At 63.0% G+C, this 16,265-nt stretch carries 13 protein-coding genes; 12 read left to right on the forward strand and 1 reads right to left on the reverse strand.

Features of this window, described 5'->3' with window-relative positions; genetic code table 11:
* The 7 genes from NKJ11_RS26290 to NKJ11_RS26320 all read left to right on the forward strand — a co-directional run bounded on the left by NKJ11_RS26290 (position 1) and on the right by NKJ11_RS26320 (position 8,122).
* Positions 1 to 825, forward strand: coding sequence for an ABC transporter permease (locus NKJ11_RS26290; RefSeq protein WP_023813640.1), 825 nt, complete (start codon positions 1 to 3; stop codon positions 823 to 825).
* The gene (locus tag NKJ11_RS26295) at positions 825 to 2,480 is read left to right on the forward strand and encodes an ABC transporter ATP-binding protein (RefSeq protein WP_023813641.1); all 1,656 of its coding nucleotides are present in this window, start codon (positions 825 to 827) and stop codon (positions 2,478 to 2,480) included. The genes NKJ11_RS26290 and NKJ11_RS26295 overlap by 1 nt, the downstream gene beginning before the upstream one ends.
* A 183-nt stretch (positions 2,481 to 2,663) precedes the next feature.
* Positions 2,664 to 4,253 carry an ABC transporter substrate-binding protein gene (locus tag NKJ11_RS26300; protein ID WP_128302766.1) on the forward strand — a complete coding sequence of 530 codons (1,590 nt, stop codon included), beginning with the start codon at positions 2,664 to 2,666 and terminating at the stop codon, positions 4,251 to 4,253.
* A gap of 98 nt (positions 4,254 to 4,351) precedes the next feature.
* Positions 4,352 to 5,191 carry an alkaline phosphatase family protein gene (locus tag NKJ11_RS26305; RefSeq protein ID WP_023813643.1) on the forward strand — a complete coding sequence of 280 codons (840 nt, stop codon included), beginning with the start codon at positions 4,352 to 4,354 and terminating at the stop codon, positions 5,189 to 5,191.
* Between the two features lie 270 nt (positions 5,192 to 5,461).
* Positions 5,462 to 6,028, forward strand: coding sequence for a sigma-70 family RNA polymerase sigma factor (locus tag NKJ11_RS26310; RefSeq protein WP_023813644.1), 567 nt, complete (start codon positions 5,462 to 5,464; stop codon positions 6,026 to 6,028).
* The gene (locus NKJ11_RS26315; RefSeq protein WP_023813645.1) at positions 6,025 to 6,693 is read left to right on the forward strand and encodes a hypothetical protein; all 669 of its coding nucleotides are present in this window, start codon (positions 6,025 to 6,027) and stop codon (positions 6,691 to 6,693) included. The genes NKJ11_RS26310 and NKJ11_RS26315 overlap by 4 nt, the downstream gene beginning before the upstream one ends.
* Positions 6,683 to 8,122 (forward strand): S8 family serine peptidase, encoded by a 1,440-nt coding sequence (locus NKJ11_RS26320; protein WP_023813646.1) that lies wholly within the window; start codon positions 6,683 to 6,685, stop codon positions 8,120 to 8,122. Before NKJ11_RS26315 ends, NKJ11_RS26320 begins: the two co-directional genes overlap by 11 nt.
* A gap of 32 nt (positions 8,123 to 8,154) precedes the next feature.
* Here the strand turns inward: NKJ11_RS26320 and NKJ11_RS26325 are convergent, their stop codons facing one another.
* On the reverse strand, positions 8,155 to 9,177 hold the full coding sequence (locus NKJ11_RS26325) for a substrate-binding domain-containing protein (RefSeq protein ID WP_023813647.1): 1,023 nt from the start codon (positions 9,175 to 9,177) through the stop codon (positions 8,155 to 8,157).
* 361 nt (positions 9,178 to 9,538) lie between these two features.
* Between NKJ11_RS26325 and NKJ11_RS26330 the strand changes: the two genes are divergently transcribed.
* The 5 genes from NKJ11_RS26330 to NKJ11_RS26350 all read left to right on the forward strand — a co-directional run bounded on the left by NKJ11_RS26330 (position 9,539) and on the right by NKJ11_RS26350 (position 16,097).
* Positions 9,539 to 10,894 carry an ABC transporter substrate-binding protein gene (locus tag NKJ11_RS26330; RefSeq protein WP_127267791.1) on the forward strand — a complete coding sequence of 452 codons (1,356 nt, stop codon included), beginning with the start codon at positions 9,539 to 9,541 and terminating at the stop codon, positions 10,892 to 10,894.
* A gap of 227 nt (positions 10,895 to 11,121) precedes the next feature.
* Positions 11,122 to 12,135: a carbohydrate ABC transporter permease gene (locus tag NKJ11_RS26335; RefSeq protein ID WP_023813648.1), complete on the forward strand. Its 1,014-nt coding sequence runs from the start codon at positions 11,122 to 11,124 to the stop codon at positions 12,133 to 12,135.
* A 1-nt stretch (position 12,136) separates the two neighbouring features.
* Positions 12,137 to 13,291, forward strand: coding sequence for a carbohydrate ABC transporter permease (locus tag NKJ11_RS26340; protein ID WP_352794646.1), 1,155 nt, complete (start codon positions 12,137 to 12,139; stop codon positions 13,289 to 13,291).
* Between the two features lie 4 nt (positions 13,292 to 13,295).
* Entirely contained in the window at positions 13,296 to 14,960 is a 1,665-nt protein-coding gene (gene bglA / locus NKJ11_RS26345) for a beta-galactosidase BglA (protein WP_352794647.1), read from the forward strand.
* A gap of 24 nt (positions 14,961 to 14,984) precedes the next feature.
* Entirely contained in the window at positions 14,985 to 16,097 is a 1,113-nt protein-coding gene (locus tag NKJ11_RS26350) for an ABC transporter ATP-binding protein (protein ID WP_352794649.1), read from the forward strand.
* Positions 16,098 to 16,265 lie beyond the last annotated feature (168 nt).

The raw sequence follows: 16,265 nt of genomic DNA on the forward strand, positions 1-16,265 counted from the left end.
ATGCTCGATATCAAACGCATCCCCATCCCGGCTCTGATCGGCATCGTGCTGACGGCATTGTTCGTCCTGGCGGCGGTCTTCGCCCCCTGGATCGCGCCGCACGGCAATGGCGAAATCGTCGGCGATGTCTGGGAACCGATGTCGGCTGCTCATTTGCTAGGCACCGACAATCTCGGCCGCGACCTGCTTTCGCGCATGATCTACGGCGCCCGCATCACTTTGTTCATCGCGGTGCTGGCCACCGCGCTGTCATTCTCGCTCGGCGCCATCCTCGGCTTCTCGGCGGCCGTCTTCGGCGGCTGGTTCGATACGCTGCTGTCGCGCCTCGTCGATCTCTTGATGTCTATCCCGACGCTGATCATGGGTCTCGTCGTGCTGTCCGTGCTACCGACCAACCTGGTGACGCTGATCCTGGTGATGGGCATTCTGGATTCGACCCGCGTCTATCGCCTGTCGCGCGCGGTCGCCGTCGACATCAACGTCATGGACTATGTCGAGGCGGCGAAACTGCGTGGTGAGGGCAGCGGCTGGATCATCTTCCGTGAGATCCTGCCCAACGCACTGTCACCGCTGGTTTCGGAACTCGGCCTGCGCTTCATCTATGCCGTGCTGTTCCTGTCGACGCTGTCGTTCCTCGGCCTTGGCGTGCAGCCACCGGACGCCGACTGGGGCGGCATGGTCAAGGAAAACAAGGACGGCATCGTCTTCGGCATCGCGGCCGCGCTTATCCCGGCGGCGGCGATCGCACTGTTGGCGATTTCCGTCAACCTGGTTGCCGACTGGGTGCTCAACCGGACGACCAGCCTCAAGGGAGGACGCGGGTGATGGCCGACACCAAAGCGAAATCAGGCCTGCTGCTCGACATCCGCAATCTGCGTATCGAAGCCACCGTCTTCCCGCCCGGCGAGCCGCCAAAGAACATCGTGTTGGTGCACGATGTCTCGCTGACGCTTGAAAAAGGCAAGGTGCTCGGCCTGATCGGCGAGTCCGGCGCCGGCAAGTCGACCATCGGCCTGTCGTCGATGGGCTATGGCCGCGGTGGCGTGCGCATCACCGGCGGCGAGGTGATCCTGAACGGCCGCGACATCCTCAAGGGCGGCAAGGACGGCTTCCGCAAATTACGCGGCCGCGAGGTCTGCTATGTCGCGCAATCGGCGGCAGCCGCCTTCAACCCGGCGCACCGGCTGATGGACCAGGTGGTGGAAGCCACGCTGCTGCACGGTACGGCGACACGTGCCGAGGCCGAGAAGCGCGCGGTTGCGCTGTTCAAGAAGCTCAGCCTGCCGAACCCCGAAACCATCGGCGAGCGCTTTCCGCACCAGGTGTCGGGCGGCCAGTTGCAGCGCGTGATGACAGCGATGGCGCTGTGCTCGGAGCCGGACCTGATCGTCTTCGACGAGCCGACCACGGCGCTCGACGTGACGACGCAGATCGACGTGCTGGCGGCGATCAAGGACGCCATCCGCGACACCCATGTCGCGGCGCTCTACATCACGCACGACCTTGCCGTCGTCGCCCAGGTCTCAGACGAGATCATGGTGCTGCGCCATGGAAGGCTGGTCGAATGGGGCGGCACAAGGCAGATCATCAAGGAGCCGCGCCAGGAATACACCAATGCGTTGGTCTCGGTGCATGAGATCGAACACCAGGAGCAGAAACCCGGCACGACGCCGTTCCTGTCGGTGAAGAACGTCACCGCCGCCTATGGCCGCAGCGACATCAAGGTGCTGAAGAACGTCTCGGTCGACATCTATCCGGGCCAGACACTGGCCGTGGTCGGCGAGTCCGGCTCCGGCAAATCGACGCTGGCACGCGCCATCACCGGGCTTTTGCCACCCGAAGCGGGTACGGTGACCTTCGACGGACGTCCGCTGGCCAACCGGCTGGCCGACCGGCCGAAGGAGGATCTGCGCCAGTTGCAGATGATCTACCAGATGGCCGATGTGGCGATGAACCCGCGCCAGACCGTCGCCACCATCATCGGCCGGCCGCTCGAATTCTATTTCGGCATGCGCGGCCGCGAGCGCGACAGGCGCGTTACCGAACTGCTCGACAAGATCGAGATGGGCAAGGGCTTTTCCGATCGCTACCCGGCCGAGCTTTCCGGCGGCCAGAAGCAACGCGTCTGCATCGCCCGGTCACTTGCCGCCAAGCCCAAGTTGATTATCTGCGACGAGGTCACCTCGGCACTCGATCCGCTGGTGGCACACGGCATTCTCGAGCTGCTGCTCGAGCTGCAGAAGGAAGAGAACGTCGCCTATCTGTTCATCACGCATGACCTCGCGACGGTGAAGTCTATCGCCGATTCGATCGCGGTGATGTATCGCGGCGAAGTGGTGCGCTATGGCCCCAAGAGCAAGGTGCTGAGCCCGCCCTTCGACGCCTATACCGACCTCCTGCTCTCCTCGGTTCCAGAGATGGAAATCGGCTGGCTGGAAAAGGCAATCAAGGGACGGCGCATGGCCAGCGCGGGGAACTAAAGCAATTCCGGGAAAACTGGAGACCAGTACTCCCGGAAGAAATGCAGGGCGCTTCCCTGGAAATCGCGTCAGATCAAGCCGCCACATCGGGGCGCCGGCGACCGTCATCCGGATGCAACACTAGAACGCCACACGTCCTTCGGGACAAGCGCCGCTCGCACGACTTTTAAACAGGGGTAGGACATGAAGACTGAACTCGATTATCTCGCTGAACTCGCCGGTCAAGGCCGGATATCGCGTCGCGCCTTTCTCGGGCGCGCCGCCGCGCTCGGCGTATCGGCGGCCCTGATGCCGGCGCTGGCCGGCAAGGCATTTGCCCAGACGGCGGTGAAGGGCGGTATCATCAAGGCCGGCCTGCAGGGCGGTGAATCCACCAACAGTCTCGATCCGGCGTTGAACCTCAGCCAGGTTACCTTCAGCTTCGGCAAGCTTTGGGGCGAGTATCTCGTGCGCCTCACACCGGACAACAAGCTGGTCAACCTGATTGCCGAGGAGATTGGCGCCTCGGCCGACGCCAAGACATGGACAATCAAGATCCGCGACGGCATCGAGTTCCACAATGGCAAGACGGTCGGCGCGGAGGATGTTGCCGCCACCATCGAGCGACATGCGGATGAGAAGTCCAAGTCCGGAGCACTCGGCATCCTCAAGAACATCAAGGGGATCAAGGCGAGCGGCAAGGAGGTCATCGTCACGCTCGGCGACGCCGATGCCGACTTCCCCTATCTGATGGCCGACTATCATCTCACCATCCAGCCGAATGGCGGCAAGGACGATCCGAACGCCGGCATCAGCGCCGGTCCCTATAAAGTTAGCGTCAACCAGCCCGGCGTGCGCCATGGCGGCGAGCGTTTCGCCAATTACTGGCTGCGCGACAAGGCCGGCCATGCCGACCAGGTCGAGATCATCGTCATCAATGATGCGACGGCACGGCTTGCAGCCTTGCAGGGCGGCCAGGTGCACATGATCAACCGCGTCGAACCCAAGGTCGTCGATCTCGTCAAGCGCATCGCCGGCGTTTCCATCGAGAACGTCTCGGGCAAGGGTTACTACCCGTTCAATATGTTCTGCGACACCGCCCCCTTCGACAGCAACGATCTGCGCATGGCGCTGAAGCTAGCCATGGACCGCGACGAGATGCTGGAAAAGATCCTGCGCGGCTATGGCTCGGTGGGTAACGACTTCCCGATCAACGAGGCCTATCCGCTGTTTTCCGCCGACATCGAGCAGCGCAAGTTCGATCCGGACAAGGCGGCGGCAGCCTACAAGAAATCAGGCCACAGCGGCTCGATCGTGCTGCGCACCTCGGACGTCGCCTTCCCGGGCGCCGTCGATGCCGCACAGCTCTATCAGCAGTCCTGCGCCAAAGCCGGCATCAAGATCGAGATCAAGCGCGAACCCGGCGACGGCTATTGGTCGGAGGTCTGGAACAAGCAGCCTTTCTCGCTCTCCTACTGGGGCGGACGCGCCACGCAGGACCAGATGTATTCCACCGGCTATGTCTCGACCGCCGACTGGAACGACACGCGCTTCAAGCGGCCGGAATTCGACAAGATGCTGTTTACCGCGCGCGGCGAGCTCGACCAGGCCAAGCGCCAGGCGATCTACCACGATATGGCAGTGATGATGCGTGACGAAGGCGGGCTGATCGTGCCCTTCTTCAACCAGTTCATCGACGCGGCCGCCACCAACAAGATCGGCGGCTATGCCAAGAGCCCTATCGGCGAAATGATGGACGGCTACGCGCTTGCCGAGTGCTGGCTCAACGCTTGAGCGGACTCTGATCGTCCGATTTCATCTATCAAGAACGCCGTGTGCCCAAGACGGCACACGGCGTTCCGTTTCAACTGCCAAGCCGCAAGGAGCCGCCCATGGCGCTCAAATCCAAGCTTTTGCTGATCATCCTCGACGGCGTGCCTTACCGGAACTGGCGCCGGCTGATGGGCAATCTCGAAGGCTGGGTGCAATCGGGCGAGGCGCGCGTCTGGAAAATGCGCTCGGTGCTGCCGTCGACCTCGGCCTGCTGCTATGCGTCGATCCACACCGGGGTTTCACCGCAGGTGCACGGGATTCTCTCCAACGAGAACCGGTTCCGCGTCGAGCAGCCCGATATCTTCTCCGAGGTCAGCAAGGCAGGCGGCAAGACGGGGGCGGTGACCCATTCCTACTGGTCGGAATTCTTCCGCGCCTATCCGTTCGACCTGGTCGAGGATATGGAATTCGACGAGCCAAGCGGGCCGATCACGCATGGCCGCTTCCACACCATGACTGGTTACAATCTCCGCAACCAGATGACGCCGAGCGATGTCGACCTGTTCGCCACGCTGACGATGCTGACGAAACGCCATGGCATCGACTATGGCATCCTGCACACCTGCACGCTGGACTCGATGGGACACCGCTTCGGCCACGACTGCCACGAGATGGACCATGCCGTCTATGCGATGGACGGCATGCTGGCGGCCTTCCTGCCGCGCTGGATCGAAGCCGGCTATGAGGTGATCGTCACCGCCGATCACGGCCAGACCGATCGTGGCCATCATGGCGGCCATGACGACGAGATGCAGGATTTCGCGCTGTACTATTTTGGACAAGATAAGGGTCCGCAGGCCGACACGCTGCTCGACCAGCTGCAGCTGGCGCCGACAGTGCTGAGCCGGCTGGGTGTGGCAATACCGGAGACGATGAAGGCGAAGCCGTTTTTGGGGTGACAAGCGCTCCGTTGGCGTCCCCTCTCCCCGTCCTTTACGGGAAGAGGGTAAGGATGAGGGCAGCGCCAACATGGCATATGAACAGCGAACGCCGGCGCCGCCCCTCATCCGCCTGCCGGCACCTTCTCCCCGTATAGTGACGGGGGAGAAGGGATGCTCTGGCAACCGCCCCGCTCTTCGGTTAGCCTCCTAAAAATTCCTTGGCGGAGGATGAACCTTTTTGGACCGATCAGCGACAGAGCAGACAGGAGCCAGGCGGCTCGACCGGCCATGACGGCAGCGACGGAGACCGATCGCGCTCTCGTCGACCGGGTCGCGAAGGGCGACCGTGCCGCCGTGCGGCTCCTGTTCATGCGTCACCATGCGCGGGTCTACCGCTTCGTGACGCGCCAGACGGGATCGGAAATGATGGCCGACGATATCGCCAACGAAGTCTTCCTCGAGCTGTGGCGCCAGGCGCCGGGCTTCGAAGGGCGCTCCGAAGTCTCGACATGGCTGCTCGGCATCGCCCGTTTCAAGGCGCTGTCCTTTCTGCGCAAGAAGAAGGAAGACTGGATCGACGACGAGGCCGCCGCCGCGGTGCCCGACGGCGCCGACACGCCGGAAGTCGTCACCATGAAGGAAGACAAGGCCGCCGCCCTGCGGCGCTTCGTCGAAACCTTGCCCGAAGAGCATCGCGTCGTCATCGATCTTGCCTATTATCACGGACAGTCGGTGAGCGAGATCGGCGAGGTGCTCGACATTCCGGTCGCCACCGTCAAGACCCGGATGTTCTACGCCCGCAAGAAACTCGGAGAGGCCCTCAAGGCCGCCGGTTACGACAGGGGGTGGCCATGAGCGCCGCTGAAAAGATGTCGCGCCGCGACGAAATGGAAACGCTGCTGCCGTTCTACCTGAACGGCTCGCTGGAAGGTTCCGATCTGGAAGCGGTCGAGGAATGGCTGGCCAGCGATCCGGCCGCACTTGCCGCCCTTGGTGAGGCTGAAGCCGAATTCTCCGGCGCCACGGCCGCCAACGAAGCAATCCGGCCGCCGGCCGATGCGCTCAGCCGCTTTGCCAAGGCACTCGACGCCGAGGCCGGGCCTGCGCGCAAGCCGGCAGGATCGTCCTGGCTGGCGCAGGCCTGGGGCCGCTTCATGGCGGTGCCGGTCGGTGTCGCCTGGGCGGCAGCCGCGGTTCTGCTGGCCCTGGTCATGGTGCAGTCGTTTGTCGAACCAGGCGGCAAAGGCAATGATTTCGAGATTGCCGGCGCGGAAAACGATCCGGCGAAAATGCCGTTCGCCCTGGTCAAGTTCAAGCCGGATGCCAACATGTCGGACATATCCGCCTTCCTCGGCAGCAACGGGCTGAAGATCATCGGCGGACCGACCGCCGACGGCGTGTTCCGGCTTGGCATTCCGGCCCCGACCGCTGCCGACTACAACAAGCAAATCGGCCTTGTTGCCGCCCAGGCTTTCACGGAAACTGTGATCGAGGGAAGGAAACCCGTTGATGGCGGCTGAGGCAGTCATTCGATTTGCGGCAATCCTTGCGGCGGCGATGACAATCGTCGCCGTGCCCGCGTCGGCGCAGACCAACGACCCCAATCCAGACCAGACCAAAATCGACTGCCGCGACGGGACCAATGCGGCGGGAGCCGACTGCGCCAAGAACGGCAATGACACAAAGGGCGGATCGGACGCAGGCCAATCCGGCGCCGTCTTCCTGCCGGCGCTGATCGTCGACCTGTTTCCCAACCCGGAGGCGCCTCCGACCCCTGTGCCGACGCCACGGCCGGCACCCGCGACGCTGCCTGCCGATACTCAAGCCGGCCCCCCGCCTGGCGGCCCGATCGTCTCGCCGACCGATCTCATCGCCGTTCAGCCGCGGCGCGCCGTGGTCGGCGATTTCGTGCCCGACGAGGTGCTGGTGACCGTCGACGGCGATGCCGGTGCCGTGCAGCAGATCGCCGCCTCCTTCGGCCTGCAGGTGCGCTCGCAGCGCCAGTCGCGGCTGCTTGGCACCACGCTGGTGCGCTTCGGCATTCCCGACGGCCGGCCCGTCGGCGTCGTGCTGGCGCAACTGGCCGCCGACGGCCGCACACAGCGGCGCGAGCCCAATCATGTGTATTCGCTGCAGCAGGCCGCCGGCATCGTCAACTATGCGTTCGATCATATCGCGCTCGATTCCAAACAGGCCAGCGGCGAAAACGTTCGCATCGCGGTGATCGACACCGGCATCGACGACACCAACCCGGCGCTGTCGGGCGTCATTGCCGGGCAGTTCGACGCCATGCCCGACGTGCCGATCGAAAAGCGCGATCACGGCACGTCGATCGACGGGCTGATCGCCGGCGTCGGCGTGCTGGAAGGCATGGCGCCGGGCGCAAAAATCTATCACGCCCGCGCCTTCGAGGGCGGCAAGTCGACCATGGACGTCATCCTGTCGGCGCTCGACTGGGCGGCGGAACAGGACGTGCGCATCATCAATATGAGCTTCGTCGGGCCGAAGAACGATTTGCTCGGCGTCGCCTGCCGCAATGCCCGCGCACTCGGCATGGTGCTGGTCGCCGCAGCCGGCAACAACGGGCCGAAGGCGCCCTATGGCTATCCGGCGGCCTTCGATGGTGTCATCGCAGTCACCGCCACCGACGCCAAGGATGGGCTGATGCCGCAGGCCAATCGCGGCGCCTATGTCTTCATCTCGGCGCCCGGCGTCGAGATGGTGGCGCCGAGCGGCGGCGGTTCGGACGTGGTCACAGGCACCTCGTTTGCGGCGGCGATCGTGAGTGGCGCCATCGCCAATCTCATCCATGCCGCGCCTGATCGTTCGGCCGACGACATCGAGAAAGCGCTCGCGGCGACGGCCAGGGATCTCGGCCCAAAGGGACGCGACAATGATTTCGGCTACGGGCTGCTGGACATCAAGGCGGCAGGGGCTGCGAAGGAGTAAGGTCGGCGCTTGCAGCGCTTCGGGAGACAGTTCTAAACAGGCGCCCCCGCCACCGATCCCCTAACCACCAGGTCGACCGGCCAGACCTCTCCGCGGGCACCCTCCTCCAGGCCGGAAATCCGTGCCGCCAGCCGCTCGGCGACACGGGCGCCGGCCAGACGGATCGATGAACGCGTCGTTGACAGCGGCACCGAAAAATTCTCCGGCCTCAGCCAGGGGAAGACATCGTCATGAGCGATCAGCGACACGTCGCCCGGAATGCTCAGGCCGAGGTCGCGCACCGCACGCACGACGCCCAGCGCCATGATCAGGCTGGAGCAGGCGATCGCGGTCGGCGCGTCGTCCTCTTCCAGCAAGCGCCTGGTGGCGCGATAGCCGTTCTCCTCGGTCATATCGACCGAGCAGACATGGCGTTCGCTCAATGTCAGTCCGCTCGCGGCAAGCGCCCGGCGCACGCCGCGTTCTCGATGGATGGCGAAGGTCTCGCGGTCGTCACCATTGATCAGCGCCAGCCGCCGATGACCGAGCTGGATCAGCAGCCTGGCCGCTTCGTGGAAGGCGCCCTCATTGTCGATGTCGGTAAAAGCATAGTCGAAGTCGAAGCCCTCACTGCGGCCATGGACGATGAAGGGAATGCCGAGCGTGTTGACCAGCGCCACGCGCCGGTCAACGGGCCGCGGCGAGGAGATGTAGACGGCGTCGACCTGCCGGTTGGCGACGATGCGCCGGTAGGTGGTTTCCTGGTCGTCGGCGTCGGCCGGCGACAGCACAAGATCGAGCTCGTGCGAGCGGGCATAGTCGCCAAGACCGGACAGGAACTCGACGAAATGCGGATCGATGTCGACGGACGCACCGGTCGGCAGGACATAGCCGATCATGCCGGTCTTGCCGGTCGCCAGCCGGCGCGCGCTCGGGTTGGGACGGTAGCCATGGCGCTTGGCGGCATCCATGACACGCCTGCGCGTTTCCTCGTTGACCTCGGGATAGCCGTTCAGAGCGCGGCTTACCGTGGTTTGCGAAAGTGCCAGCATGTGGGCGAGCTGCTTGAGGTTCACGAAAGTCTCCATTCCCTCAAAGCGCTTTTAAATTGAATCGACCCAAGTGCCACCGAGGCCGAGCCATACAAGCCGAACCATAGACGCGGTTTGGGCGTGTTTGAAACAAAAATTGCTGCTGCATCGCCATAATAGTATGCTGCAGCGCACTTTCAGGAGTTAAGATGCGCGAACCTAAATCGATTAATTCGCCAGCCTCTTGACTTCCTGGCAATTCAATGGCGTGATCGAAAAAGCCAAAGCGCTTTGGAAGACTCTTCGAAAGGTTGCGGTTCCTTTCCGACTGAGTCACAGTCCTGCGGCGTCGGCGGGCGGAATGGAGGTTCCGTCCGGTGTGTGAGACCCACTGGGAGGAATACCGATGAAGAAAATGCTTTTGCTGGGTGCTGCGTTTGCCACGTTCGCCCTGAACGCGCCCGCGCAGGCCGAACTGAAGTTCAAGCCCGGCGAAGACAAGCGCTTCAACTGGGCGAACTACGAAGAACTCAAGAAAGTCGACCTCAAGGGTGAGACACTGTCGATCTTCGGGCCGTGGCGCGGCGAGGACGAAGGCCTGGTGCGCGGCGTTCTCGACTATTTCTCGGAAGCCACCGGCGTCGAGATCAAATACTCCTCCTCGGAGAATTACGAGCAGCAGATCGTCATCGACACACAGGCCGGCAGCCCGCCCAACATCGCCGTGCTGCCCCAGCCGGGCCTGATCCAGGATCTGGCATCGAAGGGCCTTTTGACGCCACTCGGTGACGACACCGCCAAATGGGTCAAGGACAATTATGGCGCCGGCCAGTCATGGGTCGATCTCGGCACCTTCAAGGACAAAGACGGCAAGCCGGGCTTCTTCGCCTTCCCTTACAAGGCCGACGTGAAGTCGCTGGTCTGGTACTCGCCGGATAATTTCGAGGAAGCCGGCTACAAGGTGCCGAAGACCCAGGAAGAACTCGCCGATCTCGAAAAGAAGATCATCGCCGATGGCGGCAAGCCATGGTGCATCGGCCTCGGCTCCGGCGGCGCCACCGGCTGGCCGGCGACCGACTGGGTCGAAGACCTGATGCTGCGCACCCAGCCTCCGGAGGTCTACGACAAATGGGTGAAGAACGAGATTCCGTTCAACGATCCGGCGGTGGTCAACGCCATCGACATATTCGGCAAGATCGCGACCGACGACAAGATGGTCGACGGCGGCGCCAAGGCGGTTGCGGCGACCGATTTCCGCGACAGTCCGAAGGGTCTCTTTTCGGTGCCGCCGAAATGCTACCTGCACCACCAGGCATCGTTCATCCCGACCTTCTTCCCGGAAGGCACCAAGGTCGGCCAGGACGCGGACTTCTTCTACTTCCCGCCCTATGCCTCCAAGCCTGAACTGGGCACGCCCGTGCTCGGCGCCGGTACGCTGGCGATGATCACCAAGGACAGCAAGAGTGCGCGCGCGTTCATCGAATTCCTGAAGATGCCGCTCGCCCACGAGATCTGGATGGCCGAAGGCGGCTTCGTGACGCCGCTCAAGTCGGTCAACAAGGATGCCTATGCCAGCGACGCGCTGAAGAAGCAGGGCGAAATCCTCGCCAATGCCTCGACTTTCCGCTTCGACGGTTCCGACCTGATGCCGGGCAAGATCGGCGCCGGCGCCTTCTGGACCGGCATGATCGACCTGGTCGGCGGCAAGTCGGCGCAGGACGTCGCCACCGACATCCAGAAGAGCTGGGACGCGATCAAGTAGCGGCCGGCACGTAAGCGACCAACCATTCTCGCACTGGGTCCGGGCCCTACTGGCCCGGATCCGACGGCGGCCCGTGCCGCAGCCTTTCGTCATGAGCGCATTGACATGAAGCGCGATCGGCAATGTGCGCAAACCGCCGATGACGTGCTCCAAACAACTGAATCGGCGCCTGGTCCCCGTCACCAAGGTCATTCCTTGTCGGATCATGCGCAGGGGGAGAGGGACCCATGGCGGCTCAGATTTTCTCGGCCATAACTGTCATCATCATCGGGGTCGGCGGTTGCGTCGCCTATTTCTGGGGCGCCAACAGGCTGGTCGACCTGATATTCCCGTCACGCGGCGTCGCCGGTGCCGCGGCCATCGACAATCTGCGCCGGCAAGGGCTGGTCCGGCCATGGCTGTTCGTCGGTCCGGCGATGATCATCCTCACCATTTACCTGATCTATCCGGTGGTCGAGACGCTGCGGCTGTCGTTCCTCGATCGCAGCGGCATCAATTTCGTCGGCCTGGCGAACTATGAATGGGCGTTCGGCGATCGCGAGTTCCGCAACTCGATCCTCAACAACATCATCTGGCTCGCGGTGGTGCCGGCAGCTTGCACCTTCCTCGGGCTGATCATCGCCGTGCTCACCGACAAGATCTGGTGGGGCACGATCGCCAAGAGCCTGATCTTCCTGCCGCTGGCGATCTCCTTCGTCGGCGCCAGCGTCATCTGGAAATTCATCTACGAGTATCGGGGCGAAGGCCAGACGCAGATCGGCATCCTCAACGCCATCATCCAGCATTTCGGCGGCCAACCGCAGGTCTGGATATCGCTGCCGTTCTGGAACAATTTCTTCCTGATGATCATCCTGATCTGGATCCAGACCGGCTTTGCCATGGTCATCCTGTCTTCCGCCCTGCGCGGCATCCCCGAGGAAACGCTGGAAGCCGCTGTCATCGACGGCGCCAATCCGTTCCAGATCTTCTGGAAGATCATGGTGCCGCAGATCTGGGGCACCATCGCCGTGGTCTGGACCACGATCACCATTCTGGTGCTCAAAGTGTTCGACATCGTGCTGACCATGACCAACGGCCAGTGGAACAGCCAGGTGCTGGCCAATCTGATGTTCGACTGGATGTTCCGCGGCGGCGGCGATTTCGGCCGCGGCGCCACCATTGCCATCATCATCATGATCGCGGTCATTCCGATCATGGTCTGGAACATCCGCCAGGCGAACAAAGAGACGGGAGGACATTGAGATGGCCGTCGCGACCGGAAATTCCTTCGCCAGCCGCTTTGGCGTCCACATCGCCGTGCTCATCTTCGTCGCGATCTGGACCATACCGACGCTCGGCATCCTGGTCTCGTCGCTGCGCGACAAGAACCAGATCATCGCCTCGGGATGGTGGAACTCGTTCGCCAGTTCCACCCAGACGGAAGCCGGCCGGCTGCCGCCCGCCTCGGCGCAAGCCGAGAAGGACGGCAAGTTCGTCCTCGAAGGCAATATCTTCGGCGACGGCGCCAAGCGCGACATCAGCGCCTTCGGCGTCAAATCGGCGGCGCCGACGCAGTATACCTCCGGCACGACAGCCGATCTCGGCGACGGCGTGACCTTGCAACTCAATGCCGACGGCAGCTTCGTCATGCAGTCCCCGAAAGCGTTCGAAGGCGATCGCGGCCAGCGCATCTACTATGCCTCATCGGCGCCGCCGAAATTCACCACCGACAATTACAGAACCGTGCTGTTCTCCGAGGGCATCGGACGGTCATTCATGAATTCGCTGACCGTCACTATCCCAGCGACAATCATCCCGATCCTGATCGCCGCCTTTGCCGCCTATGCGCTGGCCTGGATGCGGTTTCCCGGCCGGGCGCTGCTGATCGCGGTTATCATCGGCCTGCTGGTGGTGCCATTGCAGATGTCGCTGATCCCGTTGTTGAAACTCTATAATGGCGTCGGCGCTTTCTTCGGCATGCCGTCGAAGACCTATCTCGGCATCTGGCTGGCGCATACCGGCTTCGGCCTGCCCTTCGCCATCTACCTGCTGCGCAGCTACATTGCCGGCTTGCCGCGCGAAATCATGGAATCGGCGCGCATCGACGGCGCCAGCGATTTCGAGATCTTCGTCAAGATCGTCTTGCCGCTGTCGTTCCCGGTGCTGGCTTCGTTTGCCATCTTCCAGTTCCTGTGGGTATGGAACGATCTGCTGGTGGCGATGGTTTTCCTCGGTACAGAGGCAGACCAGATCGTGCTGACCGCCAAGCTCAACGCGCTGTTGGGCTCGCGCGGCGGCGACTGGGAGATTCTGACGACATCGGCTTTCGTGACCATCATTGTGCCGCTGATCGTGTTCTTCTCGCTGCAGCGCTATTTTGTCCGCGGGCTGCTTGCCGGCTCGGTGAAAGGAGGCTGAGACGATGCAATCCGCTTTGAAGGCCAGCTCGAAGCCTGACCTCGCCATCGATCGCGACTGGTGGCGGGGCGCGGTGATCTACCAGATCTATCCGCGCAGCTATCAGGACTCGAATGGCGACGGCATCGGTGATCTCAAGGGCATCATAGGCCGCCTCCCCTACATCGCCGCACTCGGCGCGGACGCCATCTGGATTTCGCCGTTCTTCAAGTCGCCTATGAAGGATTTCGGCTACGACGTGTCAGACTATTGCGATGTCGATCCGATGTTCGGCACGCTGGCCGATTTCGACGCGCTGACCGCCGAGGCACACAGGCTGGGCTTGAAGGTGATGATCGACGAGGTGCTGTCGCACACCGCCGACAACCACCCATGGTTCAAGGAAAGCCGGTCGAGCCGCAGCAACCCGAAAGCCGACTGGTACGTCTGGGCGGACGCCAGGCCGGACGGCACGCCGCCCAACAACTGGCTGTCGATCTTCGGCGGCTCGGCCTGGCAATGGGACACCAGTCGCCAGCAATATTACATGCACAATTTCCTGGCCGAACAGCCCGACCTCAACTTTCACAACCGCGAAGTCCAGGACGCATTGCTCGACGTCACCCGCTTCTGGCTGGAACGCGGCGTCGATGGTTTCCGGCTCGATACCATCAATTTCTACTTCCACAGCCAGGGTCTGGAAAACAATCCGCCGCTGCCGCCGGAAGAGCGCAACGACCAGACCGCGCCGGCGGTCAACCCCTACAACTACCAGGACCATCTCTACGACAAGAGCCGGCCCGAGAACCTCGGCTTCCTCGAACGGTTCCGTACCCTGCTCGATGAATATCCGGCAACCGCAGCGGTCGGCGAGGTCGGCGATTCGCAGCGCGGGCTTGAAGTGGTTGCCGCCTACACCGCCGGCGGCAAGCGCGTGCACATGTGCTACTCCTTCGATTTCCTGGCGCCGGAAAAGATCCGCGCGGGCAAGGTCCGCTCGGTGCTGGAATCCTTCGGCAAGGTCGCCAGCGATGGCTGGTCGTGCTGGGCCTTTTCTAACCATGATGTGATGCGTCCGGCCTCGCGCTGGGCGGCCAATGAGGCCGACCCGACCGCCTATCTCAAGGTCATCTCGGCGCTGCTGATGTCCCTGCGCGGTTCGGTCTGCATCTATCAGGGCGAGGAGCTTGGGCTCGGTGAAGCAGAGCTGCGATTCGAGGATTTGCAGGATCCCTATGGCATCCGCTTCTGGCCGGAATTCAAGGGCCGCGACGGCTGCCGCACACCGATGGTGTGGGATGGCGGCGCCAAGAATGGCGGCTTCTCCCCAGCAAAGCCCTGGCTGCCGGTGCCGGCCAAGCATCTAGCGCAAGCGGTCAATGTCCAACAGGGCGACGAGGCTTCGCTGCTTGAGCACTACCGACGCTTTCTCACCTTCCGGCGTGCCCATCCGGCGCTCGCCAAGGGCGACATCACCTTCATCGAAAGTGAGGGAGATACCGTCGCCTTCACGCGCCGCGCAGGCAACGAGCAGATCGTCTGCGTCTTCAATCTGGGAGCAGGGCCGGCCAAGGTTGACCTTGGCGGCCGATCGCTGCAACCTCTGCCCGGGCACGGATTTTCGGGGCAGGCGAACAGCGGTTCCATCGAGCTTGGCGGCTACGGCGCCTGGTTCGGGCGTCTCGACTGAATTTCCAATCACTGGAGGAAACCAATGGCCGATGTCACGCTAAGACAAGTGAAGAAGTCCTACGGCAATCTGAACATTCTCCACGGCATCGACCTCGATATTAAGTCGGGCGAGTTCATCGTCTTCGTCGGCCCGTCGGGCTGCGGCAAGTCGACATTGCTGAGATCGATCGCCGGGCTCGAGGAAATCACCTCCGGCGAGCTTAGAATAGCCGGCGAAGTGGTGAACGACGTGCCGCCGTCGAAGCGCGGCATCGCCATGGTGTTCCAGTCCTACGCGCTCTACCCGCACATGACCGTCTACGACAACATGGCGTTCTCGATGAAGATCGGCAAAGAGAACAAGGCCGAGATCGACCGCCGTGTGCGTCAGGCCGCCCAGATCCTGCAATTGACCAAATATCTCGACCGCCTGCCCAAGGCGATGTCAGGCGGCCAGCGCCAGCGCGTCGCCATCGGCCGCGCCATCGTGCGCAATCCGAAGGTGTTCCTGTTCGACGAGCCGCTTTCAAACCTTGATGCGGCGCTGCGCGTCGCCACCCGCATCGAAATCGCCAAGCTCAAGGAATCGATGCCCAACACGACCATGATCTACGTCACCCACGATCAGGTCGAGGCGATGACGCTCGCCGACCGCATCGTGGTGCTCAAGGACGGCCATATCGAGCAGGTCGGCACGCCGATGGACCTCTACAAGAAGCCCGGCAATCTGTTCGTTGCCCAGTTCATTGGCTCGCCGGCCATGAACATCCTGCCCGCGACCATCGAAAAGACCGGCAATCCGACCGTCGTCAGCCATGTCGGCGGACGCAAGGCAACCGTGCCGATCGCAACGCCTGCTTCGGCGAAGGGTGCTGCGGTGAGCTTTGGCGTGCGGCCGGAGGACCTGATCATCGCCAGCGGCGCGGACTATCTGTTCGAGGGGACGGTCGACTATCTCGAGCAGCTCGGCGAGGTTCAGCTGGTCTATGTCGACATCGGTCGCGCCGACCTGCCGCTGGTGACCAAGCTGCCCGGCAATGTCGAGGTCAAGCGTGGTTCGACATTGCGGCTGAGCGCCAATGGCGAGGACCTGCATATCTTCGACGCTGACGGACGGTCGTTTGCCCTTCATGAGGCTGAAGCGAAGGCGGCCTGAGGCAGGAACGCGTCTTGGACGCAAAAGAGGGGGGGGGGGGGGGCGGCGCGGGGTTTTTTTTTGTGAGGGTTGGGGGGGTTTGGGGGGGGGGGGGGGGGGGGGGGGGCGGGGGGGGGGGGGGGGGCCCCGGGGCCGGCCCGATTGTGGGGGGGGGGGGGGGGGGGGGGT

Source organism: Mesorhizobium sp. M0243 (genome assembly GCF_040321775.1).
Classification (GTDB): domain Bacteria; phylum Pseudomonadota; class Alphaproteobacteria; order Rhizobiales; family Rhizobiaceae; genus Mesorhizobium.